The organism is Streptomyces sp. NPDC005899, from assembly GCF_040629645.1.
In the GTDB taxonomy this organism is placed as follows: Bacteria; Actinomycetota; Actinomycetes; order Streptomycetales; family Streptomycetaceae; genus Streptomyces.
The window spans coordinates 1-1,977 of record NZ_JBEXWB010000620.1 but is presented as its reverse complement, the minus strand read 5'-3'; the positions used below and the strand labels follow the sequence as shown (position 1 = coordinate 1,977).

1 protein-coding gene is annotated in these 1,977 nt (G+C 75.7%); it reads left to right on the top strand.

What is annotated here, in order from left to right:
- The first annotated feature begins 179 nt into the window (after positions 1-179).
- Positions 180-1,838 (top strand): DoxX family membrane protein, encoded by a 1,659-nt coding sequence (locus ABZ371_RS32095; RefSeq protein ID WP_358686359.1) that lies wholly within the window; start codon positions 180-182, stop codon positions 1,836-1,838.
- Positions 1,839-1,977 lie beyond the last annotated feature (139 nt).

Here is a 1,977-nt window from a genome sequence, read left to right as displayed (position 1 = left end):
TGCGCCCCCGCACCGCCCGGACCGGGGTACGCGCGCCGCATCGGACCGTGCGACGGTGCCGGCCGCGCGACCCGGCCCGCGCCGCTCCGCGCCGCTTCGCGGACCGCAACAGACTGTTGACGGGTCTCGGACACTCCGACGCGTCAAGGCAGTGTCCTAATCACACATCACTCGGTTAGATGAGTGTGGACACCAGAACGCCTCGGTTCGACGACCAACCCGCCCTGAGCATGACGAAGGTGGACAGCGACCCCGCCCAGGTCATCGTCAGCCACGCCAGCTTCCGGGTGCAGCTCGCCCCGGGCCAGCGCACCCGTCTGCGCGCAGCGGCGGGCCCCGCCGGACAGGCCAGGATCCCCGCCATGAGCGGCGCGGGCGCCCGCAGGCGGGCTCCCGTCGTCTGGAGCGGCAGGTCGGAGCCGGGCGACCCCGGAGCGAGCGGACTCCTCCAGGCCGTACGCAACTCCGGTGCGGGCCACCTCGGCGCGAGGGCCGGCGGGGACCCCGGCACGGGATACGACGACACGGGCGGCGGCACGCAGGTCATCCCGCTCATCGAGGACACCCAGCCGAATCCCGTGCTCATCGCCCCCCAGCCGGGCCGCGACCGGACGGGCCCACTCCTGCCGCCCATGCGGCGTGCCGTCGGCGCGTACGACCCCGTCGGGACGGCACCCGACGGTACGTACGGCCACCACCCGGCCGACGAGGAGCACGACGGCCCCTCGGCCGACGGCACCGGCCACGAGGGCGCCCCGGCAGACGAGCGGCGCCAGGGAAGCGACGACGTCCGGCACGCCTACTACCCCGGACGCCGGATGAACCTCGGCGTCGTCCTGCTGCCGCTGCGTGTCCTCCTCGGCTTCATCTCCATCTACACCGGCATGGGCAAGCTCTGCGACCCCGTGTACTTCGACGGCGGCCACCGCGGCTCCATGGTCGCCTGGCTGAACTCCATGCACCCCTGGGCCGCCGCCGAGCCCCTGCACGGTTTCGCACTGGCCCACCCCGTCGAATCCGGGCTGGCCGTCGCCTTCCTCCAGGTCGTCGCCGGTGTCCTCACCGTCCTCGGACTCTGGCAGCGCGTCGCGGCGGCCTTCGGCGCCCTGCTCTCCGCGGCACTCCTCGCCACGGTCAGCTGGCGGAGCGTCGGTGCGTACGACGCGTCCGACATCATCCTCCTGGCCGCCTGGAGCCCCCTCGTCATCGCGGGCGCCCCCGTCTACTCCCTCGACGGACGCCTCGCCGGAGAGGCGTGGCGCACGCTCGGTCCGCGCTCCGAGATCTGGGACCTGCGCCGCCGCGTCCTGCGCCGCGGCGCCGTCGTCGCGACCGTGGTCGTCGGCCTGACCCTGCTCATCGGCTCCATGCTCGGTGGGGCCGTCCGCTCCACGGAGGTCGTCACCGTGCCCGGCCCCGACGGCAACCCCACGAACCAGCTGCCCGGCTCCCCGCTCCCCGACGAGACCACGGGCAAGCGCAAGCCCTCCCGGACCCCGGCCGAGCGCCGGCCCGACGCGGGCCCGTCCAGCGCGCCCGGCACCCCGTCGGCCAGGCAGTCGGCCCCGGCGGACGATCCGGCCCGCGAATCCGGCGGCCAGGCCACGGGGGCGGGCACCGGGCAGCCCAGCCAGACCCAGGGCACCGGCCAGCAGCCCCCGCGGGAGACGGTCCCGCAGGAACCCCCGGCCACCAGCAGCTCCGGACCGGCCTCCTCGGGCGGCACCGGCTCCGGTGACGCCACGGGCGGCGGCGAATCCGACAGCGGCGGTTCGGACAGCGGCGGCGGCTCCACCGGGGGCGCCGGCCAGAACCCCATCGGCGGCCTGCTCGGCTGACCTCCGGGGTCTGGCCACCGAGCCGGGCCCCGGGGTGCCACGACGTGACGGCGAGGGCGGGGCCCGGTCACCCGGTGACCGCCCCCGCACCCGTCAGCCCATGCACACGTCTGGCCGTGGACACCTCAGGCCGACCCCC

Coding starts and splice junctions, on each gene's coding strand:
- ABZ371_RS32095 (WP_358686359.1), top strand. CDS start 180: ATGAGTGTGGACACCAGAACGCCTCGGTTCGACGACCAACCCGCCCTG.